Origin of the sequence: Streptomyces sp. Je 1-369, assembly GCF_026810505.1 — a bacterium.
GTDB lineage: Bacteria > Actinomycetota > Actinomycetes > Streptomycetales > Streptomycetaceae > Streptomyces.
Map to the genome: position 1 here is coordinate 7,982,237 of NZ_CP101750.1, position 25,887 is coordinate 8,008,123.

The following is a 25,887-nucleotide window of genomic DNA, read 5'->3' on the forward strand; positions in this document are numbered from 1 at the left end:
GGGTGTCCGGGGGTTGATCAGGGCGCGGTGCCCCACAGGAGCTGGCCGTCGGAGTAGACGCCGATCTTCGGTGCGTCGGTGTATGTACTGGCGGTGCCGTGGCTGTAGTCGTCGGCCTCGTTGAGGTTCGACCAGTCGCTGCGGTGCAGGCGTAGTTGGATGTCGCCGGTCGAGGCGCCCGCGGCGAGTGTGCCGTCGGTGACGTTGACCTTCAGGTAGCGGTTGGCCCCGGTGGTCGTGCCGTTCGTCGACACCGAGTGGGTGAGGGTCGAGCAGCCGATCTGCGCCCAGTCGCACCATGTGGTGTACGAGGGGGCCGAGTCGTCGAACCAGTAGCGGATCTCGACGTCCTTGAGGCTCTGCGTACTGCTGCCGGTGTTGACCAACTTCAGGTTCATCCCGATGGCGTTGTCCGTGACGCTCGTATCGCTCGTCTTGTACTGCACCTTCAGATTGCCGGTGCCGGTCCCGCCGCCGGGCTCAGTGGTGACGCTCACCGGACCGGTGGGCGGCGAGACATTCCCGGCCGCGTCCCGGGCGCGCACGGTGTAGCTGTACGCGGTGGACGCCGTCAGCCCGGTGTCGGTGTACGTCGTGCCGCCGGTGGAGCCGACGCGCGTGCCGCCGCGGTAGACGTCGTACGACGTGACGCCGACGTCGTCCGTGGCGGGGTCCCAGGCCAGCGAGGCGGACGACGAACTCGCCCCGGTGGACCGCGGGTTGCGGGGCGCGGTCGGCGGCGTGGTGTCCCCGCCGCCCGAGCCCTTGCCGGCGTCGAACGAGAAGGAGTTCACGCCGAGTCCCTGGCCGCCCTGCCAGATCTCGAAGCCTGCCTCGGCGTCGATCAGGTAGTGCGCGGGGTTGATCTGGCCGCGTGCGGTGGCGTCGTCGACGAGGCGCTTCACGTCGAGGTCGGTCACCGCGGCGGCGCCGCCCTGCAACACGTACGAGATGACCTTCCATCCGGAGGCGCCGGGACCGGTCCACACGTCCCACGTCCGGCCGTCCGAGTTGATCGTCGCCGTACGGGAGCCGATCGGCTGGACGCCGCCGCGGTGGTTGATCCAGATCATCAACTCGGTGCCGTCCGGCTGGTCGTCGGTGGTGGGCGCGGAGTTGAACCACAGGTCGTACGCGGCGTTCCAGGCACCGGAGGCGACCTGCGCGGTGTCGAACGTCGACCGGGCGCTGCCCAGCTCGCTCACCCGGATCGGCAGGCCGCTGTTCGCGGTGCACGCGCCCCAGTGGCAGCCCTTGTAACTGGACGGGTAGGTGGCGGGCGGCCCCGCCGTGGTGAGCGAGAAGTTCGCCTCGGTCAGCTTCCAGGCTCCGTTCGTGGTGTCCACGCTGACGCACTGGCGGGCCGAGGAGTTCCACTCGTTCTGCTGGTACGTGTACGCGCCGCCCTGCATCTCGGTGGTGCCCCACTGGGTGCAGTCGGTGACCGGCGCGGCCGCCGCCGGGCCCGCGCCGGTGAACAGCGCGAGCCCGGCGAGCAGGATGCCCGCGGCGGTGGCGGCGAGGGCGCCGCGCAGGTGTCGTCCCGTCATGGCGCCGTTCCCCAGACGAGCCCGCCGCCGACGTACGCGGTGATCTTGGAGGCGTCCGCGAACGACGCGTTGGTGCCGCGGCTGTAGTCGTCGGCCTCGTTGAAGTTCGACCAGTTGCTCTTGTGCACGCGCAGCTGTATCTCGCCGGAGTCGCCGCCCGCGGCGACGCTGCCCGCGCCGGCGCTGAAGCCGACCTCCAGGTAGTGGTCCGCGCCGGTCTTCGGGCTGCTCATGGCGACCACCCGGTGGGTGATGTTGGCGGCGCCGAGCATCGCCCAGTCGCACCAGGTGCCGTACGTGGACGGGCCGCCGTCGCCGGTGAAGTAGTAGCGGATGGTCACCGTGGAGAGGCTGAGCGCGCCGCCGCCGGTATTGCCGACCTTCAGGGACATACGGATGGCGTTGTCGGTGGCATTGGAGTCGGTGCTCTTGTACTGGACCTTGGCCCCGCCCGTACCGCCACCGGCCTTGGTGGTGCCGGTGACCTCGGCGGACAGTGCGGAGGCGTTGCCCGCGGCGTCGCGGGCGGCGACCCGGTAGTGGTATGCGGTGGAGGCGGAGAGCCCGGTGTCGGTGTAGGTGGTCGCCGTAGGGGTGCCGACCGGAGTGCCGTCGCGGTAGACGTCGTACGCCGCGACGCCCGTGTCGTCGGTGGACGCCGTCCAGCTCAGCGACACGCTGGTGCCCGTCGTCGCCGTCACCTTCAGGCCGGTCGGGACGGTCGGCGCGGTGGTGTCGCCGCCGCCGGGGCCGCCCTCGTCGCCGAGGAGCTCGGCGTACGAGGCGAAGGAGAGCGCCAGCGCCGCCTGCGCCCAGAAGCGGTGGTACGTGAAGACCGGCGGGGCGCCGCCGTCGAGGTACGTCTGCACCTTCGACCAGCCCGGCTCCTGTTTGAGCCACGGCCGCATCCCGATGAAGGTCGTGCCGGAGCCCAGCCTCACGCCCTGCGGGGAGGTGCCGGACCAGCCCGCCGGGAAGTACACCGGGTCGTCGAAGCGGTCGTAGTCGCGGCGGGTCTCGGGGACGGCGATGCCCTTGGCGTCGGCGTGCTCGGCCATGGCATCGAGCAGGGACTTGGCGAGTCCGGCGGCGTCGGCGTCCCCGGACTTCGCGGCGTAATGGATCAGCGTCATGGACAGCGCCGCGCCCACGCCGACGTCGTCGCCGTAGTCGACGACCGATACGTGCAGGCCGGTGTTGGCACCGGGGTTCGTGGCGCTCCAGGTGTCGGGGGCGCCGGTCCAGCGCAGGGTGGCGGGGAAGCGGTAGCTGCCGTCGGCGCCGACGGTGGTCTCCGCGGAGGCCCAGGCCACCCACTTGTCGAGGATTGCCTTGGCGGTCGCGTTGTTGGTGACGTAGTAGTACTGGGCTACGCGCTCCATGCACCAGACCTGGAAGCCGAACCAGTTGTTGCTCGGCGGGTCGTGGTAGACGGGCTGCCAGTCGTACGCCATGCCGTAGAAGGTCGGTGTGCCGGCCGGCGGGGTGCCGTACTGGCCGTCCCAGCTGTTGGAGCAGCCGCCGGCGAGCCCGCCCTCGGAGGACTGCAGCCAGCGCAGGAACTCAAGCTGCCGGGTGAGCGACTTCTGCCAGTCACCTTTCGCAGTCGGTGACTTGGGGGTGAGGGCGGGGATGGTGGACAGTGCCCAGGCGGCGAGGGGGTTCTGGTAGCCCTGGTGGGCGATGCCGTCGCCGATGCGCCAGGCCCAGCCGCCGCCGGTGCCCGCGGAGCCGCCCCAGGCGTAGTACCAGGACAGCAGGTAGTGCTGCGCGTCGCGGCCGGAGGCGGCCTGGCAGCCCGTGGGGCTGGTGCAGTCGCCGATTTTCTTGAAGTACTTGTCGAACATCGAGTAGCGCAGGTAGTCGCCCATCTTCGCGGCCTTGGCCACGGAGGAGGAGACCTGGCTCGCCTTGCCCTGCGCCGTGGCCCACGTCAGCGCCCAGTACGCGGCCTGCACGGCGCGCGCGTCGGCGTCGGGGGCGTTGGTGTACTTCCACTGCTTCGCGTACGAGGAGTCCTTGACGAAGAGGTCTAGGTAGCCGTTGGGGCCGCCGTACTTGAAGAGGTCGGTGCTGGGCTGCGGGATGGTCTCCCAGACCGACTCCTGCGCGCCGCGCTGGTAGCTGTTGATGAACGACGCCATCTTGCCGGGGCCGAGCTCGTCGCCGGTGCCGGGCTTGTTGCCGAAGCCGTAGACGTTGTCGAGGTCCATCAGCCAGTGCATGCCGTAGACGTCCATCGTCCCGTACGCGGAGGCGAGTTCGGCGGCGATGGGGTCGGAGCCGACGGAGACGGAGGAGTTCAGCTCGGACGGGTAGCTGGTGACCTGCGGGTGCTCGGGCGCGTAGGTGGCGGGCTTGGAGGGGGTGTACGAGTCGTTGGTGGGCTGGTCGATGTGCGGCGGGATGATCGAGGCCTCGGCGACCTCCCAGGACTTGTTGAACGGGGCCCAGTCGCCGGTGACCCGGCCGTACGCCGCCTCCAGCCAGATCCAGAAGCTGAACGCCTCGGAGGTCGTCTGGTGGCCGTGGTCGGGAGCCTCGACGATCAGGGTCTCGGCGCAGTGGTACGGGATGCCGTCCGGGCTGAAGTAGCCGCTGTCCGGGCTCTTGATCTTGTTGTACTGAGTGAGGAAGGCCTCCGTGTAGGGGCCGTCGGCGGCGGCGGCCGCTTGTGCGGCGGACCCGGCCGGGGCCTCGGCGGCCTGGGCGAACGCCTGCCCGGCGCCGAGGGCGACGAGCGCGCCGCCGGCTACGCCGACGAAGGAACGCCGGGAGAGTAACGCGGATCTGTCGGACTTTTCGGGCACTTCGGGGTGTGCGGACACAGGTCCTCCAAGAGGGGGTCCGGGTGGGAGTGGTGGTGGTGCCGCCGGAACGGTCCGGGCGGGCGGGACCGGCCGCCCGGACCGCGGTTCAGGGGGTGGTGCCGTAGACCGTCCGGCCGTCGAGGTGAACGGTGATCTTCGGCGCATCCGCGAAGGAGGCGTTCGTACCGCGGCTGTAGTCGTCGGCCTCGCTGAAGTTCGACCAGTCGCTCTTGTTGAACCGCAGTTGTGCCTCGCCGCTCGAGGCCCTCGGGGCGAGGCTGCCCGCCGTGGCGGCGAAGCCCACCTCCAGGTAGTGGTCGGCGCCGGCCTTCGGGCTGCTCATCGCGACGACCCGGTGCGTGAGCTTCCCGCAGCCGAGCACCGCCCAGTCGCACCAAGTGCTGTACGTCGTGGCGCCGGACCCGCTGCTGAAGTAGTAGCGGACGGTCACCTCGGAGAGATCGACGGCCGAGTCACCGGTGTTGACCAGCTGCAGCCCGGACTTGATCGAGTTGTCGCCGGCGGACTGGTCGTTGTTCTTGTACTGGACCTTCAGGGCGCCGTCGCCCGTGCCCGCCGGCTGCGTCGTCGCGCTCACCGGGGCGGACTGCGCCGAGACGTTCCCGGCGGCGTCGCGGGCCCGCACCGTGTAGGCGTACGCGGTGGAGGCGGCGAGTCCGCTGTCGGTGAAAGACGTACCGGAGACCGTCCCCACCTTCGTGCCGCCGCGGTGGACGTCGTACCCCGTGACACCCGTGTCGTCGGTGGCGGCGTCCCACGTCAGGGAGGCGGAGGCCGAGGTGGTGCCGGTCACCCGCAGCCCCGACGGCACACTCGGGGCCTGGGTGTCGACCGTACCGGTGTCGCCGAGGGCCTTGCGGATCGCGTCCATGACGACGGGCTTGGGCTGCAGGTTGCCGTCCCACGGCAGGGCCGAGCCCTCGCCGTCGAAGACGCCGGGGACCCAGGAGTACTTGTCGGTGTAGTCCCAGACCGTGATCCCGACGCACCGGGTGACGGCCAGGCAGACCTCGGTGACCCGGCGGTAGTAGTCGGCCTGGGTGGCCTCCTTCGCCGAGTCCTTCGGCAACCGCATCCGCACGTCGAGCTCGGTGATGGCCACGTCGAGGCCGAGGTCGGCGAAGCGCCTGATGTTCTGCTCCATCTGGTTCGGGAATCCGTACTGGATCGCCAGATGCGCCTGCAGCCCGACACCGTCGAGCGGCACGCCTGCCGCCTTCAGGTCGCGGGCGAGGGCGTAGAGGGCGTCGCTCTTCGCGCCGATCCCCTCGACGTTGTAGTCGTTGATGTACAGCTTGGCGTCGGGGTCGGCGGCCCGGGCGGCGCGCAGGGCGTGGGCGATGAAATCCTTGCCCATGGCGTTGTGGAACGGCGAGTTGCGGAAGCTGCCGTCCTCGTTGAAGGGCTCGTTGACGACGTCCCAGGCGAACACCTTGCCGCGGTAGTGGCCAGCGACCTCGGCGATGTGGTTCTCCATGGCGGGGCGCACCTGCGAGGCGGGCAGCTGCCCCACCCAGCCGGGCAACTGGCTGTGCCACACCAGGGTGTGGCCGCGAACGCTCTGGCCGTGCGCCCGGGCGAAGTCCACGATCTGGTCGCCGCCCGAGAAGCTGAACTGCCCCTGGGCGCGCTCGGTGCTGTCCCACTTCATGGAGTTGCCGGGGGTGATCGGCCCGAACTGGGAACCCAGGATCTGGGTGTACGGGGCGTCGGACAGTTCCCCGTTGTCGGTCGCCGAGCCGAAGTACCTGCCCTTGGCGTCGGCGAGCTGATGCAGCGTCGGCGGCTCGGCCGCGGACGTCGGCGAAGGCGTGAGCCCGATCGCGGCCGCCGCGAGGGCGAGGGTGGCGATCAGGGCGGCGACGCTCCGAGACGCCCGTCTTCGGGCGGGGGCTATGGGCGCCAGCGTCATGCTGGTTCCTCTCTCCGAATGCGGGAGGGGGATGCTCGGGTGTCACCGAAGCCCTGCGACGGGGGCCCAACCGGTCACGGCGCTCCGTCTCCTCCCCGCGACTCTGGTGGGAGATAGTGCAAGTCTTGAAGTTGTGGGAGCGCTCCCAAAGTGCTGTAGCGAGGTGTACCTGTCAAGGAGTTGCGTCGAAACTTGCGGAGCGACTGACGAAAATGACGACAGCTCGGGCTCTGGCTGCCCTCCGCCGACAAGGACCAGCGCAACCGCATCCGGACGACAACCGCGCCTGTGATCACGCCTGCGGTCCGGGTCGCCGACTACGCCGGCCCGGTCGCGGCCTATGGTGACCAGCTCTGGCCCCTGGACCCGCTGGTCGCCAACCCGAGTGCGACGCGCAAACGCATCGACTGGGCCAGTTTCCCGCTCCGCACCCGCGAAGAACTGCGCCTGGTGGCCTGGGCGATGATCAACCAACCTTTGCCGTCGGTGTTCCTGGTCGGCAGGCCCGCCTGGCACTCCCGGGTGTGCGCACCGATGCTCTACGCCGCAATCATGGAATGGCGCCACTTCGCGACCTGGCCGGAGGCGACCGGAACGAGCACGCTCGCCCGCTGCCCGGAAGCATCCCTTGCCGACTACGCACGGCGCCTCGCCACGCCGCCCGGAGCCGCCCGCGAGTCCTTGGCCAAGAAGCTGGGCTGCCTGACCCGTCTCTGGGCGTTCGACACGATCAGCCCCGTTCCACTGGGCATCGCGACGCCACCGTGGGCCCGCGAAGGCGTCGATGCCCCTGGCCCCCTCACCGACCCGCAGTACCCTGCGGTCCGCAGCAGCCGAACACGAGCGCACCTGCATCACCCTTCGCCAGGAGACCGGCTCGTGACACCCGCCTCTGATGAACGCGACCGCATCCTCGCAGCCAGCCACCGCATCTTCACCGGCTGCCCGGAGCGCTCCAACGGAGCCCTGACCGTCGTCGCCCTCGCCATCGAGGCCGACGTCCCCCGAAACGCCCTTACCCAACGCCACACTGACCTCAAGAATCAGTTCTATGAACAGATCCGCACTCGCGGCGATGTCCGCGACTTGCTCGCCCGCCCGGAGAACAGCGTCGCCTCGATGGCGAAGCTCTTCGCTATCTCCCCCGACCCCATTGTTCAGCAGGCTCAGGCTGGGCCTTGCGATGTTTCGGCGGCGGTGATGTGGACCTCGGTCGCGCCGAGGACGCGTCCGTGGGCCTGGACCTCGATGCGGTGCGGGCCGGGGTGGATCGTGCGGACCGAGAGGCTCGCGAACCGGTGCCGGCGTGAGAAGGAGACCGCCTGGCCTGCGGGGAGGTCCCGGGTGGTCAGTTTGAACACCTTGCCCGCTTTGGGGCCGCGAATCCCTTGGTAGTGGACTATGTAGTCGATCGCCGCTCGCGTCGCGTCGGTGGCGTGCAGCGTGAAGGTGACGGTGGTCGCCTCCCCGATGGAGAGGGTGGAGGGCGAGCAGGCGAGGTCCGTGATCGCGATCGGAGCGTGGTGATCGAACCCGAGAACCGCGAGAGCCTGCGGGTGCCCTCGTTTGACGAGTGTCCGCAGGCCGTGGCGTACGACGAAATCGCCCTGCGTGCTGCCGCAAAGCCATCGCCGGGCGGTGACGAGGACGAGGTCGGGGTGGTCCTTGCTGATGTCGTTGAGGTGGTTCGCCACGGAACGGCGCACGTAGAGGGACTCGTCGTTGACGAGAGGCTCCAGGAGCGCCAGCGCGGGAGCGGGGTCGGCGACGAACCGCGAGAGCTGTGACGCCCAGGGCAGCCGTGGGCGGGTGCCCTCCGAGACGAGCCGCCGAACGTGTTCGTCCGGGTCGGTGGTCCACGCCCTGAGCTGGTCCATCGTGATCTCGTAATGGGCTTCGGTGAACGGGCGGATGGCGAACTCGGCGGTGTAGCGGGAAGTGAGCGCGGCCAGCAGCGGCAGCGCGACATCGGGCCGGTCCAGCAGCGCCGAGGCGAGGTAGGCGTTGACGGGCATGGAAGCCCACCCCATGAGGCCCCCGCTGTCGAGGGCACCCCGGATCACCCGGCCCGCTTCCTCGGGGGACGTCGGCATCGTCGCCACGAGAGCACGGGCGATCCAGTCGATACGGGCCTTCAGCTCCAGGTCACCGATACCGGTGCCCGCGAGCTGCTCGAACGCCGTCCGGTCGAAAGAGGCCGAGGCACCCGCGAGGTCACCTGCGAGACGTCCGATGAGCCCCGGCGACAGTTCATCCTTGAAACCGGCCATCTTAACGCCCGCCCACAGTCATGTCGAAGCCCCCGGCCGCTTGCCCCGTACGGCTCTCGGCGGGCGGGCGGAGGGGCTCGATGCGCTTTCCCTGTTCGTTCGGGAGGGGTGTGAATCTCGACCGGGGCATCATGATTTCGAGTCTGCCACGGACCACTGACACCCGGCCGGTGCCTCAACCGCTCTGAGCTGCGACGACGCCCCTCTGCGCGCAGCCTGCCGGGCTCGGACAGAGGACCGTTTCCGAAAGTGGAGGCTGAGCGTCGCGGCCAGGCAGGGGCGGGTCCATTCTGGTGTGCGGCGTGGCGTGGGGGTGTTGTAGTGTGTTCGAGTTCCTGCGCCGAGATTTCGGTGGCAGTGACCGGACTTCCTGTTCCTTCTGTGTCGATCTTGGGGTGACGTCTTATTAACCAGGCCATGTAGTCGTCCGTGTTCCCCGCGTGCTGTGTTGTCGCACGTGTCCGGGGGCGGACGTCGCGCTGGTCTGAGTTTCGTCACCCATCCCCGCAGTTTTCTTCCCGGGTGCAGCTCTGCCGTCTGCCCCGGGTTCCGTGTTTTCCGGCCCCGGTGCGGCTGTCGGCAGGGCTCCCCGATTCCTTTGGATCAGGAGTTCCCGTTTTGTCTTCCTCCGCGCTCGGCAACGCGCCAGAGCACACCACCACCCAGTCCTCGACCCACCCATCGTCTGGACCCTCGAAGATGGCCATGGGGGCCTGGATCGCCCTGCTGGTGCTGCTGACCGCCGAGCTGATGAACATGCTCGACCAGTCGGTCGTCCTGACCGCCCTGCCCGCGATCCAGGAGTCGACCGGCGCCGGACCGGTCGCATTGCAGTGGCTGACCACCGCCTATTCCCTGCCCGTCGCCGTCGGGCTGATCACCGGCGGACGGCTCGGTGACATCTACGGCCGGCGCAGGATCCTGCTCATTGGCACCGTCGTGTTCACCGCCGCCTCTCTGCTGTGCGGTCTGGCCACCGGCCCAGGCGTGCTGATCGGCGCCCGCCTGCTCCAAGGCGTCGGCGTGGCCGTGATGATCCCGCAGGTCCTGGCGACCATGCACGTAACCTTCGAAGGTCAGAACCGCAGCAAGGCGTTCGGCCTGTACGGGGCCGTCATGGCCATCGCCAACGTCCTGGGCCCGGTCCTGGGCGGCGTACTCACCGAGGCCGACCTGTTCGGGCTGTCCTGGCGGCCGATCTTCCTGGTCAACGTGCCCGTCGGGCTGGCCGTACTCCTCCTGGGACGCAAGTTCATCCCCGAGTCGACCATCCGCAAGGCCGACCGGCTCGACCTGATCGGCATGCTGCTGTCCGGCCTGGCCATCGTCCTGATCCTCTTCCCGCTCACCGAGGGCCAGGCCTACGGATGGCCGCTGTGGTGCTTCGCCATGCTTGCCGCCGGCGTCCTTGTCCTCGGTGTCTTCCTGCGCCACCAGCGGCGCAGGCAGGGCAACGGCCCGCTGGTGACCCTGTCCCTCTTCCGGGGCAGGCAGTTCTCCGGGGGCATGGCCGCGGACCTGCTGCACGGCCTGCTGTGTGGCCTGTTCTTCATGACCTGGACGCTGTACCTGCAGCGCGGACTGGGCCTGAGCCCGCTGGAGGCGGCCGTGGCCTTCGTGCTGCTCTCCGTGGGAGAACTGGGCGGCGCGACCATCGCGGCGAGGACCGCCGGGCGTTTCGCCCGCCGTCTGCCGCAGACCGGAGCCCTCATCGCGACCGCCGCGACGGTCACCTACGGGCTCCAGATCGGCAGCCACCAGGCCGACCTGACCCTGCTGGCGATGACCGCTCCGGTGGTGCTGATCGGCTTCGGCCTGGGCATGGTCTCCGGCCCGCTCGCCGACCTGTCGCTGGCCAAAGTCCCGCACGAGGACGCCGGCTCGGCCTCGGGCCTGTTCAACACCGCCATTCACTTGGGCATCGCGGTGGGCACAGCGCTCACCGCCGTGGTGTTCTTCGCCATCACCGGCGGCTCTCCCGACGGTGCGGTCAACCGTGACGCGTTCGTCACCGTGCTGTGGTGGGTCGGCGGCCTCCTCACCCTGATGTGGGCCCTGATGTTCTGCCTGCCGAAGAAGGCCAACCACCAAGCCGGGTAAGTCACCCCCAGGTCCCGGCCGCGACGTCGGCCGGGACCTGGGCCCGGTGGCCGCCGCACGACGTGGCGTCGGTGCAATAACTGAGGTCACGGGTCTCTCGGGGTGTCGTACCGTCGACACGTTCCTGTGCCGGAGACGTCGGTGGCAGGTCGGACTTCCCGTTCCGCGATCTTGAGGTGAGCTTGTACCCCCAGGCCCTGTAGCCGTCCGCGTTTCCCACGTTCTAAGTCGTCGAACGTGTCCGGGGGCGGACGTCGCGCCGGCCTGAGTTGCGTCACCCTCCCCTGCGGTTTTCTGCCGATTTCCGGGGGGCAGCTCTGCCGTCTGCCCCGGTTTCTGTGTCTCCCGGACCCCTCTGCGGCTGATGGCAAGCCCCCCCCCGGTTCTTTGAACCAGGACTTCCCACCGTGGTTTTCCCTTCGCTCGACCATGAGCGAAGCATCCGGCCGAGACCTCGGCCCACGCCCCCTCCGGTGCGGCGGCCGAGATGACCTTGGCCGCCAGGATTGCCCTCGTGGTGGTCCTGGTCGCCGAGCTCATGAACATCCTCGACAGCTCGATCGTCCTCACCGCCCTGCCCACCCTCCAAAAGTCCCTCGGCGCCGGACCGGCCGCGCTCCAGTGGGCCACGGCCGGCTACTCGCTGACGATCGCCATGGGACTGATCACCGGGAGCAGGCCCAGCGCCTGGACCTCACCGGCATGCTGCTGTCCGCGCTGGCCCTCCTCCTGACCGTCTTCCCGCTCACCGAGGGCCACGCGCCCGACGCCCTGCGGCACCTGATAGGGGACTTCGTCGACGAACTCCCCCCCCACCACATCAGAGGCCGGCCCTGACCGGTGGCCAGGCGGCGGGCGCCGCACAGCCGCAGTGGAGTGATCACCCGACAAAGGCGGTGCGGAGAATGTCGGGTGATCAGGGCAGGGGCCGCCGCACGATGGGGGCATGGATGACATGACTTTGGTATCCCGGTTCCTCAGCGACGGCTTCGTGAAGTTGGAGGGCGCTGTCGCGCCGCGCGTGGCCGCGGACTGTGCGCGGCTGCTGTGGCGGGAGACGGGCTGCGACCCGGACGACCCGTCGACGTGGACGCAGCCCGTGCACTGGGTGCCCGGCACGGGGCAGGGGCCGTTCGCAGCCGCACCCAACTCTCCTTCCCTGCACCACGCGTACGATCTGCTCGTCGGCGAGGGGCGCTGGGAGCCGCGCTACTCGCTGGGCACGTTCCCGCTGCGCTTCCCGCACGAGGAGGAGCCGGGCGACGCGGGCTGGCACATTGAGGGGAGCTATCTGCCGGAAGGCGAGAGCTGGTACTTCACGAATCTGCGTTCCGAAGGCCGGGCGCTGCTGATGCTGTTCCTGTTCAGCGAGGTCGGTGAACAGGACGCCCCGACCCGGATCCGGGTCGGCTCGCATCTCGATGTGTCGAAGGTGCTGGAGAAGTACGGGGAGGACGGGGCGAGCGGACTGACCCTCGCCCCCGACCTGGTGGCGGCCTCCGACCACCGGCCACTCGCCCTTGCCACCGGGTCCCCGGGCGACGTCTTCCTGTGCCACCCGTTCCTGGTACACGCGGCGCAATCACACCACGGAGTGCGGCCGCGCTTCATGGCCCAGCCGCCGCTGATGCCGGCCGCACCCTACGAACTGGAACGGCCCGACGGCGCGTACTCTCCCGTGGAGATCGCGATCCGGCGAGGTCTGGGACAGCCCACCCCCGGTCCGGACGGAGACGGCACCGGCCACAGCGCCCGATAGATGCGTTTCACGACCATCACAGGCAAGGCGGTGGTGAAAGACGGGGAGGGGAACGGGCATGTTGGAGCGGCTGAACCAGGCGATGGAGCACATCGAGCGCCAGTTGGATCAGACCATCGACGTAGGTGAGTTGGCACGTGTGGCGGCCACCTCGGAGCATCACCTGCGCCGGATGTTCTCCGCGCTCGCGGGCATGCCGCTGCCGGAGTACATACGACGCCGCCGGCTCACCCTCGCCGGCGCCGAAGTACTCGCGGGGCACGCCACGCTGCTGGAGATCGCCGTGCGTTATGGCTATGGCTCCGGCGAGGCATTCGCGCGGGCGTTCCGTGCCATGCACGGCATCGGACCGGGCGAGGCCCGGCGTACCGGCGCCGCACTCACTTCTCAGTCCCGGATGTCCTTCCGCCTCACCATCGAGGGGAGCAGCAGTCTGCGATACCGCGTCGTGGACAAGCCGGACTTCACCGTCGTCGGACTCAAGACCCAGATACCGCTGGTGCATGCGGGACCGAACCAGGCGATCATGGACTTTGTCCGTGGAATAGATCCGCAGACTCTGGAGCGCCTGGAGAAGGTGTCGGACCAAGAGCCGCACGGCATCGTCGCGGTCTGCGACGGCGTGGACCCCAGCCGTGCCGAAGGCACTGTCCTCGACTACTACCACGGCGTGATCACCTCCTCGGCCGCTCTTGAAGGCACGACCTCGTTGGCCGTCCCGGCCGGCACCTGGGCGGTCTTCGCCACCTCCGGACCGGCACCACAGGCCATCCAGGAACTGTGGCGCGACGTGTTCACCGAGTGGTTCCCGTCGAACCCGTACCGCACCCGCACCGGCCCCGAGATCCTGCGCGTCGGCCTGTCGTCGGAGAAGACCGAGGCCGACGTCGAACTGTGGCTGGCCATGGAGCCTGAGCGCTCCTGAACACAGCGGCACTCCCACGGGCAGACGTGTGCGAGCGTCATTGTTCCCGCCTGTCGTCAAACGAAGGCGAGCCCAAGCGGTCAGTGCATCACCGCTGTGACGGAAAGCGCCCGGCTAAGAAATCGCAGCCGGGCGCTTTCCGGGCTTTGGCACTCCGTTGGCTGTTTGACAGTAGTCAGCAGTGATGGAGTGCGATGTTCGCGGGCTGGTGTTTTCTCCTCTTGCCGCTGCGACCCGCTCACCGGGATGTTCAGCAGGGGAGAGTGGTCTTGCCTGCGGCGCCTGTTGCGCCGGTGGTGCCGTTCGCGAACATCGTGGCGGCGGTTCCGTTGCCGCCGGGCTTACCCGGGCACACCGGGCTGGCCGCGCCACCGGCGCCGCCCGTACCGCCCGTGTGGCCGCCGCTGACGACGGCCGCACCGCCGTTGCCGCCCTTGCCGCCGTTGATTCCGGCCCCGGCGTTGCCGACGCCGCCCACGCCGCCCTGGCCACCGGCGCCGCCGAGCTTGGCCTCGCCCCCGGAGCCGCCGATGCCGCCGTTGCCGTTGGCCCCGCCCGCTCCGCCCGTGCCGCCCAGGCCGCCGACGCTCGCGGCGCCGCTGGCGTTGCCTCCCGGCCCGCCGTTGCCTCCGTTGCCATTGGCACCCGCGGCGCCACCGGTGCCGCCGAGGCCACCGATACCACCGAGGAACCCAACGCCGTTGGCCCCGTTACTGCCGGGTGCCCCGGCGGCGCTGTGAGCCTGGGCGCTGCCCGTCCCCGGCTGGGCGGAGGCGAGAGCGGGCGTCACGGTAAGACCGGCTACGGCGATCGTGGCAATCAGGAAGGTCCTTGCAGTGGCTGTGCGCATGGTGCGCATGGTGTTACTTCCTTCGGTTGTTCAGGCGGAGAGATACTCCGCCTGACAATTTCCAACGTAGGGGGATGGAACATGCCAGGCATCCCAAATGCTGATCAAAAGTCTTTAAATCGACTGTATTGGTAAACTTTGGCTGCAATTCAACATTTCTGGCTGCCTCAACAATGCCCCACCGTTGGCTCCCTATCTGTGATACAGGGGGGTGGGATAGTTTTTAGTCCTGAGCCTGAACGCGGCATGGGGTTGCGCTCTTCTTGGCGGTGGCAGGGGGCAGTGCCAAGAACTTTGGAATTCGGTCGGAGCAAGTCACCGGACGAGCTACAGCGATGGTCATGAAAATCGCCGGTTTCGCTAATCGGCGAATCGCTGCTAAAACCCGCGCCGCTTCGGCCCCTCAGGGGCTGTTGAACCGTGGGTTTCTCCTTTTGGGTGCATGGGGCGACCCGGGCTGGCGGGTCGATGGCTGTGAGGCGGCCCGGCTTCGCTCGACCGCCCTCACTTCCGACCACCGTCCACGTCGCCGGAGTGACGGTGATCACGGACGCCGTCCGGAGGGCGCTGCGTAGGCTTGCGTGGTCGTCGCGGTGGGGTCGGGGGCGGGTGCAGCTCTTCTCTGATTTCCTGACGTCACGTCAGAAAAGTCAGCAAGTGGTCAGCATGAGTCCTGAAATTCCTGGGGAATGCTGCCCGGACGTGCGACTCGTTGTAAAGTAAGGAAACCGCACTTGACCTGCAAAAACGCAGGCAGGGAGCCTAGGTCCAGGAGCACCTCGATGCTGCGTACCATGTTCAAGTCCAAGATCCACCGCGCCACCGTGACCCAGGCCGACCTGCACTACGTAGGGTCCGTCACCATCGACGCGGATCTTCTCGACGCCGCCGATCTTCTGCCCGGCGAGCTCGTTCACATCGTCGATGTCACCAACGGTGCCCGGCTGGAGACGTACACCATCGAGGGTGAGCGGGGGAGTGGTGTCATCGGGATCAACGGTGCGGCCGCGCATCTCGTGCATCCCGGCGACAAGGTGATCATCATCAGCTACGCCCAGGTCGAGGACGCCGGGGCGCGGGCGCTGCGGCCGCGGGTCGTGCATGTCGACGAGGGCAACCGCGTGGTCGCCCTCGGGGACGACCCCGCGGAGGCCGTGCCGGGGGACCCGGACATGGTGCGCAATCCGCAGAGCCGTCCAGCCGCCGTCTGATGGGCACGTTGGGGGTTCTCCATACCTCTCCCGTGCACGTGCCCGTTTTTGACGGGCTGCGGGACTCGGATCATCCAGGGCTCGAACTTCGTCATCACGTGGTGGAGGGGCTGCTGGGTCGGGCTCGGCGGGAAGGGGCGGACGCCGTCGTCCCCGCGGTGCGGGATGCCCTTGTGCGCGTTGCCGGGGGTGGTGATGGGGTGGCGGCCGTGCTGTGTACGTGTTCCACCATCGGTGGCGTGGCCGAGGCGCTAGGGGCGGATCTGGAGGTTCCGGTGGTCCGTGTCGACCGGCCCATGGCGGCCGCGGCCGTCGCCGCCGGCTCCCGGGTCGTTGTGATCGCCACGGTCGCGTCCACCGTCGGACCGACCTCCGCGCTCATCGAGGAGGAGGCGCTGCGGGCCGGGCGGGACGTCTCCGTGCGGGCCGTGGTGGTCGAGGAGGCGTGGGAACGGTTCGAGGCGGGGGACGCCGTCGGGTATGCCGAGAGTGTGGCCCGGGCGGTGCGTGCGGTGCGGGATGCCGATGCCGATGTGATCGTGCTGGCCCAAGCCTCCATGGCGGGGGCGGAGGCGCTGGTTCCGGAGGTGCGGGCGCGGGTGCCGGTGCTGTCCAGTCCCAGGCTGGGGCTCGCGTCTGCGGCGGCGCTGGCCGCGGGGAGCGGGCGGGGGTAAGGCCTGGGGTGGTCTCGGTGCGGGTCGCGACGGCGGGCCGGGTGGGCTCGGACGGCAGGGCCCGGCGGTGGGTGTCTGTCGCGGGCAGGGTGCCCGGAACCGTGGAAGGCTTGGGCGCGGGGGCGTCGGGTACGCGGGGAGGAACCGCTGGCGTACCACTGCTGGAGGAGTGCAATGACTCAACCGTTCCCCGATCCCGCACCGACCCCGGGGCCTGTCAGGCCCTTCCCTGACCCCGTGCCGCCGCCCGAGCCGGAGAGGCCCTTCCCGGACCCGGATCCCGTACCGCGCCCGGAGCCGCGGCCCAGCCCGGATCCGCCGCCTCCGTCGCCGATCCCGCAGCCGGGCCCCGACCCGGCGCCCGAACCGCAGCCCGGGCCCATGCGCTGAGGCTGCCGTCGGTGCGCTCAAGGGGCGTGGGCCCAGTCGGCCCACGCCCCATGCCCCACTCGGGACAAGTCGTCATGCGGCGCGGCAGGCCGGGCCCGAAAGGCTGCCGCGGTACGCGGTATGCCCGTGGTCGGAGCCGCGGGCACCGGACGAACTCGCTGTCGGCCGCGGGATCCCTGACATAGCGTGACCTTCTGAGCCCAGCCTTGCCTCAAAAGGACCCCGCCTTGCCTCAAAAGGAGTCGCCCGTGCCCCATTTCGACCTGCCCCTCGACGAACTCCGCCGCTACCGGCCCGATTTGCCCGAGCCCGAGGACTTCGACGCCTTCTGGGAGAAGACGTTGCTCGAGGCACGGCAGTACGGACTCGACGCTCGGTTCGACGTCGTGGAGTCGCCGTTGACCGGGGTGCGGATCTTCGACGTCACCTACGCCGGGTTCGGAGGGCACCCCGTCAAGGGCTGGCTGGTCCTGCCCGCCGGGGCCGAGGGAGGCGACCCGCTGCCCGTGGTCGTCGAGTACATCGGGTACGGCGGTGGACGCGGGCTGCCCCATATGCACCTGCTGTGGGCCGCGGCCGGATTCGCGCACTTCGTGATGGACACGCGCGGGCAGGGCAGCGGCGGGTGGGCGCAGGGCGACACCCCGGACCCGGTGGGCAGCGGGCCCGCGCACCCCGGCTTCATGACCCGCGGCATCGAGGACCCGCACGACTACTACTACCGACGCCTGTACGTCGACGCCGTACGCGCAGTCGAGGCCGCCCGGTCCCACCCGCTCGTGGACGAGACGCGGGTCGCCGTGCTCGGCGTCAGCCAGGGCGGCGGACTCGCCCTCGCCGTCGGCGGGCTCGTGCCCGATCTCGCCGCCGTCACGCCCGACGTCCCCTTCCTCTGCGACTTCCCGCGCGCGACGACCCTCACGGACCGCCCTCCGTACAGCGAGATCGGCGCCTATCTGAAGGCCCGCCGGGGCGGCCAGGAGCGGGTCTTCCAGACCCTGTCGTACTTCGACGGCGTCCACTTCGCCGCCCGCGGCCGCGCGCCCGCGCTCTTCTCCGCGGCCCTCCAGGACATGACCTGCCCGCCCTCGACGGTCTTCGCGGCCTTCAACGCGTACGCGGGAAGGGAACGTTCCATGGAGGTGTACGCCTTCAACGATCACGAGGGCGGTGGCCCCTACCAGCAACGCGTCCAACTGGAGTGGCTGCAGCAGTACTTGAGGGTTTGATTCGCACAACCTCCGCTCCTTCGCACGCTCTTGTCACGGAAACACCGACCCGCTAGCTTGCGGGCTTGTCGTGTGACCGCTGTGCAGCGCACTGTGCGCAATCCGTGATGACGTGTGTCCGAGGGGGCATCCAATGGCCGTACGCGGCCGGCACCGCCGGTATCAGCCGAACCGCATCAACCGCGCGTCGCTGACCGTCACGGCGGGCAGCGCGGGCATGGCGCTCCCGCTGACCGTCGCGGGTACCGCCGGAGCCGCAGACGTCGACACGTGGAGCAAGGTCGCGGCCTGCGAGTCCGGCAACAACTGGAGCATCAACACCGGCAACGGCTACTACGGCGGCCTCCAGTTCAAGCAGTCCACCTGGGAGGCGTACGGCGGTACGGCCTACGCCCCGCGCGCCGACCGCGCCTCCAAGGACCAGCAGATCGCCGTCGCCGAGAAGGTCCTCGACGCGCAGGGGCCCGGCGCCTGGCCGGTCTGCTCGTCGAAGGCCGGACTCGCCCGCGGCGGCGGTTCGCCCGGCGTTACTCCTGCCCGTGGCCCCGGCAAGGCCGCCGCGGGCAAGCCCGAGCGGCCCAAGCGCGACGTCAAGGACGTCAAGCCCGAAGTGACCCCGCAGTCCGCCGCGGGCACGGCCGAGATGTACACCGTGATACACGGAGACACCCTCTCCGGCATCGCCGACGACCGCCGGGTCCGGGGCGGCTGGCAGCAGCTGTACGACGCCAACCGGCGTGTCATCGGCGACGACCCCGACCTGATCACGCCAGGCCAGCGGCTTTCGGTCCATGGGCGGACCGATGGCCGGCAGAAGGCACCCACGAAGCCCGCTCCCACGAAGCCCGCTCCCACGAAGCCCGATCCCGCGAAACCGGATCCCGAGAAGAGGGCTGCCGAGCGGAAGGCCGCCGAGCGGAAGGCCGCCGAGCGGAAAGCGGCAGAGAAAAAGGCCGCCGAGAAGCAAGCCGCTGAGAAGAAGCGCGAGAAGCAGGCCGAGAAACAGCGGTCCCCGCAGGCCAAGAACGCCGCCCCCCGCACCTCCTCGTCCGGCGCCTCCGCCCCCGTCGCAGCCTCGCCCAGCACCCCCTACCGCGCGGCGGGCGGCTCCTGGTCCAAGGGCTACCACACCGGCGTCGACTTCCCCGTGCCCACCGGCACGTCCGTCAAGGCCGTCGCCGCCGGCCGGGTCGTCTCGGCGGGCTGGGGCGGCAGCTACGGCTACCAGGTGGTCATCCGGCACGCCGACGGCAAGTACAGCCAGTACGGGCACCTGTCGGCGCTCTCGGTGAAGGCGGGACAGCAGGTCGGTGCCGGGCAGCGGATAGCCCGCTCCGGGTCCACCGGGAACAGCACGGGCCCGCATCTGCACTTCGAGGTGCGGACGGGGCCCGGCTTCGGGTCCGACGTCGACCCGCTCGCCTACCTGCGGGCCCGCGGCGTGCGCATCTGAGAGGCGCGCTGGTCCGCGGAACCGCCGTAGGAACGACGAAGCGCCGGCGCGTCAGAGCGCCGGCGCTGCGAAAACCCGCACCTACACGTCAGGACACCATGCGCTCGTGCCGCCCCGGATACCGCGGCCGCGTCCTGCGGTGGGCCACCACCGGCTGAGAAGGCTGAGAGGGCTGAGAGGGCTGCTGAGCAGGCACCGCTGGCAGCCCGTCCGAGGCGGAACGCCGCTCCGGTCCCTCCGCCGCTGATCGTTCCCCCTGCGACGGTTCCTCCCGCGACAGCTCCATCCGCGACAGCTCCTCCCGCGACGGCGCCCCCGTCGCCTCGGCGGACGAAGGGCCGCCCTGCGCCACCGTCACCGTGGACGTCGACGTCTCCCGCGCGATCCGCTCCGTCGTGAGGAGGATCAGGCCGCACGCGGCCACGACCGCGCTGCCGAGCGCCAGAACCGTGCCCGTGGCGCCGTGGCGGAAGGATTCTCCGAACAGGGTCAGACCGACCGCCGCCGCGACGACCGGATTCACGACGGTCACCGTCGACAGCGGCGCGGCGAGGCCCGCACCGCGGTACGAGGCCTGCGAGAGCAGCACGCCGGCCGCCGCGAGCACGGCGATCACGGCGAGGCTGGGGAGCTGCTCGACCACCGCGATGTTCCGGTCCAGGTCGACCGCCACCGTCTTGGTGAAGACGGAGGCGATGCCGAAGGCCCCGCCCGCCGCGCAGGCGAGCAGCACGCTGCGCATCACCGGATGCCGGTGCGCCGCGTGCGCCGCCGCCATCAGGCCGAGCACACCGCCGCCCGTGACCAGGGCGAGCACGACGCGCTCCGCGTCGGCGAGGGTCTGGGAGTCGGACGACGAGGTGAGCGAGAGGAGCGCGGCGAGGCCCACCGTCGCCATGAGCGCGCCCCGCCACGCGGTGGCTCCGGCCCGGCGGCGTACGAACACGGCGGCCATGGGCAGGGCGAAGACGATGGTCAGCGCGCCCAGCGGCTGGACCAGGCTCAGCGGGCCGTAGGCCAGCGCCACGACGTGCAGGAGGGCGCCGAGGCCGTTGAGTGCGATCGCGACCCACCAGGCACCTCGGCGCAGCGGTGCGTACCGCTGCCCGGGGGTCGTCGCCGCCACGCGCTCCTGGAGGATCGCCCCGCCCGCGTACGCGACGGCTGAGACGAGGGAGAGCAGCACGGACAGTGCCAAAGCACTCATGAGGTGCTCCGCGGGGTGCGGTGCGTCCGGTGGACCCGGTCTGGCGAACGGTCTGCTTCCATGATGACAACGATGACGCCGGAACGCCTCCAAGTCGTCGTACTTGAGCAGGCAATCCGTCCTACTACCGATGGAGTACGACCTTGTCCGTGTCCTCCCCCGGAGGGGTTACCCCCTAGGCGCGGAGAGTGACCTCAAGGGGGACCCCGGAGGCGGGCGGCGCGGTCGCGCTTGCTGTACTTCTGTCGTGACCACCCTCATCAACCTGGCAGAACTCGGCTCCGTCGGCGGATTCTTCGCTCTGCGCGCGGGCCCGCCGCGCGGCGGCGCGACGCCGTTCTCCGAGGTGTACGCGGAGAGGTCCGCGGCGAGGCCTACGGAGCGGCCCGCGGCACCGGAATCCGGTGATCCGATCGGTTTCCGCGTCCGCAAGGTGGCGGACCGGCTCGGCGCCCCCGAGGACCGCATCGCGGTGTCCGTGGCCCAGCTGGGGCTCGCCGCCCGGCTCTGGTCCGTGGCGCTCGGCTCTGCCGCGCTGTACGGGCGGGTGCCCGACCTCGGCCCCGCGCTGCTGCACTGGGACGCGGACGGCACCTCGCCCGACGACCTGTGGCTGACGGACGTACGCCCGCTGCCGGGCGACGCGGCGACCGTACGGGACGTCGTGCAGCACGGCCATCTGGAGCCGCTGTCCGCCGCGTTGCGTGCCCGGTACCGGATCTCCGCCGGGCTGCTGTGGGGCAACGCCGGGTCGGCGCTCGCGGGGGCGGCCCGCGAACTGCACGGCTGGGCCGGACGGGCGGGGCGCCAGGACGTCGGGGAGCGTGCCCTCGCACTGGCCCGCGAACTCTTCGACCACCCCGACCTCCGCGGCACCGGCACCCTGCGCGGCACCGGAACCCTGACCGGCCCGGCCTTCCGGCGCCGCAGCTGCTGCCTGTACTACCGCTGCCCCGGCGGCGGACTGTGCGGGGACTGCTGCTTCGAACGGCCGCCGCAGCGGTCTTCCCCCGGGGCCGCGTCTGGGTGACCATGAGATGGCGCGGCCGACATCGGGCGGACGACGGAGGGTTCTACGTGAAAGTGGGGCTGCTCACCCGGGAGTATCCACCGGATGTCTACGGCGGAGCGGGCGTCCATGTCGAGTTCCTCGCACGGGAGTTGCGCTCCCTCACGGACCTCGACGTGCACTGCTGGGGGGAGGGCGCCTCCAACGGGCTGATGCGGCACCAGGCGTGGCCCGCGCTCGACGGAGCGAACGACGCGCTGCGCACCTTCTCCGTCGACCTCTCCATGGCGGCGTCGCTCGCCGGACGCGAACTGCTCCACTCCCACACCTGGTACGCGAGCCTCGCCGGCCACCTCGGCAAACTGCTGCACGACGTCCCGCACGTCATGACCTCGCACTCCCTGGAGCCCTTGCGCCCCTGGAAGGCCGAGCAACTGGGCGGCGGGTACGCCCTGTCCAGCTGGGCCGAGCGCACCGCGGCCGAGGCCGCCGACGCCGTCATCGCGGTGTCCGGCGCGATGCGCGAGGACATCCTCGCCTGCTACCCGGCGATCGACCCGGCCAAGGTCCACCTCGTGCACAACGGCATCGACGCCGAGCTCTACCGGCCCGACCCCGGCACCGACGTCCTGGAGCGCCTCGGCATCGACCTCGACCGGCCCTACGTCCTGTTCGTCGGACGCATCACCCGGCAGAAGGGCGTGCCCCATCTGCTGCGCGCCGCAAGGAAGTTGGACCGGGACGTGCAGCTCGTCCTGTGCGCCGGAGCCCCGGACACCCCGGAGATCGACCGCGAGTTCCGCATACTCTTCGAGGAGCTGAGCCGGACCCGGGCGGGCGTCCAGTGGATCCCGGAGATGCTGCCGCGCCCGCAGGTCATCCAACTCCTCACGCATGCGGCGGTGTTCGTCTGCCCTTCGGTGTACGAACCCCTCGGCATCGTCAACCTGGAGGCGATGGCGTGCGGCACCGCCGTGGTCGCTTCAGGGGTCGGCGGCATCCCGGAAGTCGTGAGCGACGGCACGACGGGGCTGCTCGTGCCGTACCGCGAAAGCCGCCCCGACGACTTCGAGCACGATCTCGGGCTGCTCATGAACAGGCTGGCCACCGACCCGGAGCGGTCCGGCGCCATGGGCAGGGCCGGGCGCCACCGTGTCCTCAGGGAGTTCGGCTGGGACGCGGTAGCCCGGCGCACGGTCGAGGTGTACGAGGAGATCCTGCACGCCGACAGATAGCCGGACAGACAGCCGACAAGTAGGGGGCACGCATGCGCGGTGGACCTTCGGTGCTCGGAATCGTGCTCGCCGGCGGGGAGGGGAAGCGGCTGATGCCGCTCACCGCCGACCGGGCCAAACCAGCGGTCACGTTCGGCGGCACCTACCGCCTCGTCGACTTCGTGCTCTCCAACCTCGTCAACGCGGACATCCTGCGCATCTGCGTCCTGACGCAGTACAAGTCGCACTCGCTGGACCGGCACGTATCGACGACCTGGCGCATGTCGAGCCTGCTCGGCAACTACGTGACGCCGGTGCCCGCGCAACAGCGCCTCGGCCCGCACTGGTACTTGGGGAGCGCCGACGCCATCCTGCAGTCCCTCAACCTCGTCCACGACGAACAGCCCGACTACATAGCGGTGTTCGGTGCCGACCACGTCTACCGCATGGACCCGCGCCACATGCTCAAGCAGCACATCGAGAACGGCGCCGCAGTGACCGTGGCGGGGATCAGGGTGCCGCGTACCGACGCGTCGTCGTTCGGCATCATCACGCCCGCGCGGGACGGGATGAAGGTGGAGCGCTTCCTGGAGAAGCCCACCGACCCACCGGGCTTACCCGGCTCTCCCAACGAGGTCTACGCCTCCATGGGCAACTACCTCTTCACCACCAAGACCCTCGTCGACGCCCTCCAGCAGGACGCCGAGGACGAGCAGTCGGCGCACGACATGGGCGGCTCGATCCTGCCGCTGCTCACCGAGCGGGGCATGGCGCAGGTGTACGACTTCGACGGCAACCACGTCCCCGGTGAGACCCCGCGCGACCACGGCTACTGGCGCGACGTCGGCACCCTCGACTCGTACTACGAAGCCCACATGGACCTGATCTCCGACCACCCCGTCTTCAACCTGGACAACCGCCGCTGGCCCATCTACACCCACTCCGACGGCCTGCCGCCCGCCAAGTTCTGCGCGGGCGGCATCGCGGGCGAGTCCATCGTCAGCCCCGGCTGCGTCATCCGCGGCCAGGTCACCCGCTCCGTCCTCTCGCCCGGCGTGACCGTCGAGGAGAGTGCGGTCGTCCAGGGCTCCGTGCTGCACGACAACGTACGGGTCGGGCGCGGCGCGGTCGTGCGGGGCGCCGTCCTCGACAAGAACGTCGACGTACCGCCGGGCGCGACGATCGGCGTCAACCCGGACCGTGACGAGGAGCTGTACACGGTGTCCAAGGGCGGCGTGATCGCCCTGGGCAAGGGCCAGACCGTACCGATGTGAACTCCCGGTCCACGTTCACAGCACCCGGCGCCTGCGCCCCAGCCACGTCTGCGCGACCACCACGACCGCCAGGAACGCGCCGCTGACCACCTGCTGGTAGGCCGAGTCGAGCGAGCCGATCTGGTTGATGACGTTCTGGATGACCTTGAGGAGCAGCACCCCGACCAGTGATCCACTGATGAACCCGAAGCCGCCGGTGAGCAGCGTGCCGCCGATGACGACCGCGGAGATCGCCTCCAGCTCCATGCCGGAGCCGAGGATCGTCACCCCGGAGACCAGCCAGGCCGCGTTGAGGGCCCCGGCGAGTCCCGCGCAGAGCCCCGACACCGTGTAGACGGCGATCTTCGTACGGGCCACGGGGGCGCCCATCAGCGCCGCCGCGTCCTCGTTGCCGCCGACCGCGTACACGTACTGGCCGAAGCGGGTGCGGCGCAGCACGACCGCGCCCGCGACGAACAGCGCGACCGTGATCCAGACCGGGGCGCCGACGCCGAGCACCTTGCCCTGCCCGAGCGTCGCGAAGAAGGAGTCCTTGTCGACGAGGTACGTCTTCGACCCCTCGTCCGTCACCGACAGGAGGATGCCGCGGGCCGCCAGCATCGCCGCGAGCGTCACGATGAACGGCGCGAGCCGCGCACGGGCGATCAGGAGACCGTTGACCAGTCCGATGAGCCCGCAGACCGCGAGGGGCAGCAGCAGCGCCACGGCCGTCCCGTACCGCGAGCCCCAGGCGGCGAGCACCCCGCCGAGTGCGAACAGCGAGCCGACCGACAGGTCGATGCCGCCGGTCACGATGACGAACGTCATGCCGAGCGCGACCACCGCGAGGAACGCGGAGGACACCGCCATGTTCTCCATGTTGTCGGCCGTCATGAACGTGTCGAAGCCGACCGACGCGGCGGCCACCGCGACGATCAGGGTGACGAGCGCGCCGTGCTGCTGCGCGAGGGCGCTCAGGCGCTCCGAGCGGGAGGGGCCCGCGGCCTGTTCCTCCTGGGCGGTGTGGTCCACGGGATCCGCCGGACTCTTCGTGTCGATGGTCATCGCTTGCCCCTCTCGCGCGCCGCGCAGACCGCGAGGACGATCACCACGGCCTGGGCGATCTGCGTCCATGACGGCGGCAGGTCGTGCTTGATGAGCGTGGCCGTGAGCAGCTGGATCAGGACCGCGCCCGCGACGGTGCCGCCGATGCGGACGCGGCCGCCGCTCAGCGGGGTGCCGCCGACCACCACCGCGGTGATCGCGGAGAGTTCCATCAGGTTGCCGAGCGACGTCGGGTCGCTGGCGCTCAGGCGCGCGGTCGCGAGGACCCCGGCGAGCGCGGCGAGGGCGCCGCAGACGACGTACACGGTGATGAGCACGCGGCGCACCGGCAGGCCCGCGAGGAGTGCGGCCGGGCGGCTGTCGCCGATGGCGAGGAGCTGCCGGCCGAACGTGGTGCGCCGCACGACGAAGGCGACGAGCAGTGCGAGGGCCGTCGCGATGAGCACCAGGTACGGGATGCCGAGCAGGTCGCCGGAGCCGAGCGACGCCATCGTCGGGTCGCGGACGTCCTTGAGCTGGGGGAGGAGGACCAGGGCGAGGCCCCGGCCCGCGACCATCAGGGCGAGCGTCGCCACGATGGGCTGGACGCCGATGAACGCGATGAGCGACCCGTTGGCCAGGCCGACCACCATGCCGCCGAGCAGCGCGACGATCAGGGCGACCCACATCCCGTACCCGAGGTAGAGCGAGACGAGGGAGGTGGAGAGCGCCATCACCGAGCCGACGGAGAGGTCGACGCCCTCGCTGCCGATGGCCAGGGCCATGCCGAGCGCCACGACGAGGACGGGGGCGACCTGCACGGCCTGCGTGCGGAAGTTCTCGCCGGACAGGAAGTGCGGAGTGAAGGCGATGTTGACGAGGAGGAGGACGGCGACGCCCAGGTAGACGCCGTAGTTCTGGAGGAGGCGCAGGAGGCGGTCGCGGTCGGCGGCCGTGCGGCCGAGGGCGAGGTCGGTCATGGGGAGCTCCGTGGGTGCGGGGCCGG

Annotated in this window: 20 protein-coding genes; 12 read left to right on the plus strand and 8 right to left on the minus strand. The window is 70.2% G+C overall.

Going from position 1 to position 25,887, the window contains the following annotated elements; all coding sequences use genetic code 11:
• Positions 1 to 17 precede the first annotated feature (17 nt).
• The 4 genes from NOO62_RS35445 to NOO62_RS35460 form a co-directional block, all read right to left on the minus strand.
• Positions 18 to 1,550 carry a GH12 family glycosyl hydrolase domain-containing protein gene (locus NOO62_RS35445; RefSeq protein ID WP_268774883.1) on the minus strand — a complete coding sequence of 511 codons (1,533 nt, stop codon included), beginning with the start codon at positions 1,548 to 1,550 and terminating at the stop codon, positions 18 to 20.
• A complete protein-coding gene (locus NOO62_RS35450; RefSeq protein WP_268774884.1) occupies positions 1,547 to 4,378 on the minus strand; it encodes a glycoside hydrolase family 48 protein in 2,832 nt (943 codons plus the stop codon). Before NOO62_RS35450 ends, NOO62_RS35445 begins: the two co-directional genes overlap by 4 nt.
• A gap of 88 nt (positions 4,379 to 4,466) precedes the next feature.
• A complete protein-coding gene (locus tag NOO62_RS35455) occupies positions 4,467 to 6,293 on the minus strand; it encodes an endo-1,4-beta-xylanase (protein ID WP_268774885.1) in 1,827 nt (608 codons plus the stop codon).
• Between the two features lie 1,166 nt (positions 6,294 to 7,459).
• On the minus strand, positions 7,460 to 8,563 hold the full coding sequence (locus tag NOO62_RS35460) for a DNA alkylation repair protein (RefSeq protein WP_268774886.1): 1,104 nt from the start codon (positions 8,561 to 8,563) through the stop codon (positions 7,460 to 7,462).
• A gap of 705 nt (positions 8,564 to 9,268) precedes the next feature.
• Here NOO62_RS35460 and NOO62_RS35465 point away from each other — a divergent pair.
• From NOO62_RS35465 to NOO62_RS35485, 5 genes are all read left to right on the plus strand, one after another.
• On the plus strand, positions 9,269 to 10,663 hold the full coding sequence (locus NOO62_RS35465; protein WP_268774887.1) for an MFS transporter: 1,395 nt from the start codon (positions 9,269 to 9,271) through the stop codon (positions 10,661 to 10,663).
• A gap of 487 nt (positions 10,664 to 11,150) precedes the next feature.
• A complete protein-coding gene (locus NOO62_RS35470) occupies positions 11,151 to 11,396 on the plus strand; it encodes a hypothetical protein (protein WP_268774888.1) in 246 nt (81 codons plus the stop codon).
• The gene (locus tag NOO62_RS35475; protein ID WP_268774889.1) at positions 11,366 to 11,500 is read left to right on the plus strand and encodes a hypothetical protein; all 135 of its coding nucleotides are present in this window, start codon (positions 11,366 to 11,368) and stop codon (positions 11,498 to 11,500) included. The genes NOO62_RS35470 and NOO62_RS35475 overlap by 31 nt, the downstream gene beginning before the upstream one ends.
• Before the next feature lie 109 nt (positions 11,501 to 11,609).
• Complete coding sequence (locus NOO62_RS35480) at positions 11,610 to 12,422, plus strand: phytanoyl-CoA dioxygenase family protein (protein ID WP_268774890.1); 813 nt, start codon at positions 11,610 to 11,612, stop codon at positions 12,420 to 12,422.
• Positions 12,423 to 12,480: 58 nt separating this feature from the next.
• Positions 12,481 to 13,347 carry an AraC family transcriptional regulator gene (locus NOO62_RS35485; protein WP_268774891.1) on the plus strand — a complete coding sequence of 289 codons (867 nt, stop codon included), beginning with the start codon at positions 12,481 to 12,483 and terminating at the stop codon, positions 13,345 to 13,347.
• A 250-nt stretch (positions 13,348 to 13,597) separates the two neighbouring features.
• Here NOO62_RS35485 and NOO62_RS35490 read toward each other — a convergent pair whose 3' ends face one another.
• On the minus strand, positions 13,598 to 14,197 hold the full coding sequence (locus NOO62_RS35490; protein ID WP_268774892.1) for a hypothetical protein: 600 nt from the start codon (positions 14,195 to 14,197) through the stop codon (positions 13,598 to 13,600).
• A 782-nt stretch (positions 14,198 to 14,979) separates the two neighbouring features.
• Between NOO62_RS35490 and panD the strand changes: the two genes are divergently transcribed.
• The 4 genes from panD to NOO62_RS35510 all read left to right on the plus strand — a co-directional run bounded on the left by panD (position 14,980) and on the right by NOO62_RS35510 (position 19,154).
• Complete coding sequence (gene panD, locus NOO62_RS35495) at positions 14,980 to 15,408, plus strand: aspartate 1-decarboxylase (protein WP_268774893.1); 429 nt, start codon at positions 14,980 to 14,982, stop codon at positions 15,406 to 15,408.
• A complete protein-coding gene (locus tag NOO62_RS35500; RefSeq protein WP_268774894.1) occupies positions 15,408 to 16,082 on the plus strand; it encodes an aspartate/glutamate racemase family protein in 675 nt (224 codons plus the stop codon). The genes panD and NOO62_RS35500 overlap by 1 nt, the downstream gene beginning before the upstream one ends.
• Positions 16,083 to 16,720: 638 nt before the next feature.
• On the plus strand, positions 16,721 to 17,701 hold the full coding sequence (locus NOO62_RS35505; RefSeq protein WP_268774895.1) for an acetylxylan esterase: 981 nt from the start codon (positions 16,721 to 16,723) through the stop codon (positions 17,699 to 17,701).
• A 133-nt stretch (positions 17,702 to 17,834) separates the two neighbouring features.
• A complete protein-coding gene (locus tag NOO62_RS35510; protein ID WP_268774896.1) occupies positions 17,835 to 19,154 on the plus strand; it encodes a transglycosylase family protein in 1,320 nt (439 codons plus the stop codon).
• 88 nt (positions 19,155 to 19,242) lie between these two features.
• Here the strand turns inward: NOO62_RS35510 and NOO62_RS35515 are convergent, their stop codons facing one another.
• The gene (locus tag NOO62_RS35515) at positions 19,243 to 20,361 is read right to left on the minus strand and encodes a DMT family transporter (RefSeq protein ID WP_268774897.1); all 1,119 of its coding nucleotides are present in this window, start codon (positions 20,359 to 20,361) and stop codon (positions 19,243 to 19,245) included.
• Positions 20,362 to 20,608: 247 nt separating this feature from the next.
• Here NOO62_RS35515 and NOO62_RS35520 point away from each other — a divergent pair, with 247 nt between their 5' ends.
• From NOO62_RS35520 to glgC, 3 genes are read left to right on the plus strand one after another with little or no spacing between them, the layout of a single operon-like run.
• The gene (locus NOO62_RS35520; RefSeq protein WP_268774898.1) at positions 20,609 to 21,391 is read left to right on the plus strand and encodes a (2Fe-2S)-binding protein; all 783 of its coding nucleotides are present in this window, start codon (positions 20,609 to 20,611) and stop codon (positions 21,389 to 21,391) included.
• 47 nt (positions 21,392 to 21,438) lie between these two features.
• Positions 21,439 to 22,605, plus strand: a complete 1,167-nt coding sequence (gene glgA / locus NOO62_RS35525) for a glycogen synthase (protein ID WP_268774899.1) — start codon at positions 21,439 to 21,441, stop codon at positions 22,603 to 22,605.
• Between the two features lie 32 nt (positions 22,606 to 22,637).
• Entirely contained in the window at positions 22,638 to 23,858 is a 1,221-nt protein-coding gene (glgC, locus tag NOO62_RS35530) for a glucose-1-phosphate adenylyltransferase (RefSeq protein ID WP_268774900.1), read from the plus strand.
• A gap of 15 nt (positions 23,859 to 23,873) precedes the next feature.
• Here glgC and NOO62_RS35535 read toward each other — a convergent pair whose 3' ends face one another.
• A complete protein-coding gene (locus tag NOO62_RS35535; RefSeq protein ID WP_268774901.1) occupies positions 23,874 to 24,902 on the minus strand; it encodes an ABC transporter permease in 1,029 nt (342 codons plus the stop codon).
• Positions 24,899 to 25,861 (minus strand): ABC transporter permease, encoded by a 963-nt coding sequence (locus tag NOO62_RS35540; RefSeq protein ID WP_268774902.1) that lies wholly within the window; start codon positions 25,859 to 25,861, stop codon positions 24,899 to 24,901. Before NOO62_RS35540 ends, NOO62_RS35535 begins: the two co-directional genes overlap by 4 nt.
• Positions 25,862 to 25,887 lie beyond the last annotated feature (26 nt).

Excerpts from the sequence above, each read along its gene's own strand:
- NOO62_RS35445 (WP_268774883.1), bottom strand. The coding sequence starts at position 1,550 with ATGACGGGACGACACCTGCGCGGCGCCCTCGCCGCCACCGCCGCGGGC.
- NOO62_RS35455 (WP_268774885.1), bottom strand. The coding sequence starts at position 6,293 with ATGACGCTGGCGCCCATAGCCCCCGCCCGAAGACGGGCGTCTCGGAGC.
- NOO62_RS35460 (WP_268774886.1), bottom strand. The coding sequence starts at position 8,563 with ATGGCCGGTTTCAAGGATGAACTGTCGCCGGGGCTCATCGGACGTCTC.
- NOO62_RS35465 (WP_268774887.1), top strand. The coding sequence starts at position 9,269 with ATGGGGGCCTGGATCGCCCTGCTGGTGCTGCTGACCGCCGAGCTGATG.
- NOO62_RS35470 (WP_268774888.1), top strand. The coding sequence starts at position 11,151 with ATGACCTTGGCCGCCAGGATTGCCCTCGTGGTGGTCCTGGTCGCCGAG.
- NOO62_RS35475 (WP_268774889.1), top strand. The coding sequence starts at position 11,366 with ATGCTGCTGTCCGCGCTGGCCCTCCTCCTGACCGTCTTCCCGCTCACC.
- NOO62_RS35480 (WP_268774890.1), top strand. The coding sequence starts at position 11,610 with ATGGATGACATGACTTTGGTATCCCGGTTCCTCAGCGACGGCTTCGTG.
- NOO62_RS35485 (WP_268774891.1), top strand. The coding sequence starts at position 12,481 with ATGTTGGAGCGGCTGAACCAGGCGATGGAGCACATCGAGCGCCAGTTG.
- NOO62_RS35490 (WP_268774892.1), bottom strand. The coding sequence starts at position 14,197 with ATGCGCACAGCCACTGCAAGGACCTTCCTGATTGCCACGATCGCCGTA.
- panD (WP_268774893.1), top strand. The coding sequence starts at position 14,980 with ATGCTGCGTACCATGTTCAAGTCCAAGATCCACCGCGCCACCGTGACC.
- NOO62_RS35500 (WP_268774894.1), top strand. The coding sequence starts at position 15,408 with ATGGGCACGTTGGGGGTTCTCCATACCTCTCCCGTGCACGTGCCCGTT.
- NOO62_RS35510 (WP_268774896.1), top strand. The coding sequence starts at position 17,835 with ATGGCCGTACGCGGCCGGCACCGCCGGTATCAGCCGAACCGCATCAAC.
- NOO62_RS35515 (WP_268774897.1), bottom strand. The coding sequence starts at position 20,361 with ATGAGTGCTTTGGCACTGTCCGTGCTGCTCTCCCTCGTCTCAGCCGTC.
- glgC (WP_268774900.1), top strand. The coding sequence starts at position 22,638 with ATGCGCGGTGGACCTTCGGTGCTCGGAATCGTGCTCGCCGGCGGGGAG.
- NOO62_RS35535 (WP_268774901.1), bottom strand. The coding sequence starts at position 24,902 with ATGACCATCGACACGAAGAGTCCGGCGGATCCCGTGGACCACACCGCC.
- NOO62_RS35540 (WP_268774902.1), bottom strand. The coding sequence starts at position 25,861 with ATGACCGACCTCGCCCTCGGCCGCACGGCCGCCGACCGCGACCGCCTC.